The organism is Bacillus sp. SIMBA_074, assembly GCF_046534555.1.
Classification (GTDB): domain Bacteria; phylum Bacillota; class Bacilli; order Bacillales; family Bacillaceae_G; genus Bacillus_A; species Bacillus_A mycoides.
Genome location: NZ_JAWRYM010000897.1, coordinates 1 through 252, shown reverse-complemented (window position 1 = coordinate 252; position 252 = coordinate 1). Strand labels below are relative to the sequence as shown.

Sequence of the window (252 nt, the reverse complement as noted above, 5' to 3'; positions counted from 1 at the left end):
GTCCGCCCCGGCGAGCATCACGACGAGCGTGTGCGCGCCGGCCTCGATGTCGTCGGGCACGACTCCACGGAAGGCGAAGCTGCCGTCGGCCTCGGCGGTCACGGTCCCGAGATCGGCCGGCGTGGAACGCAGCTGGACGGTGTACTCGATCCCCGGCTCGAATCCGACGCCGCTGACGTCGATGCGTCCGCCGACCTTCGGCGAGCTTTCGACCGTCACGCTCGGTGTCACCACTTCGGGATCGACCACGAC

Annotated in this window: 1 protein-coding gene; it reads right to left on the bottom strand. The window is 69.8% G+C overall.

The window, feature by feature from the left end; genetic code table 11:
* Positions 1-252: hypothetical protein (locus tag SB773_RS33345; RefSeq protein ID WP_410594730.1), on the bottom strand; the 252-nt coding region annotated here is incomplete at both ends.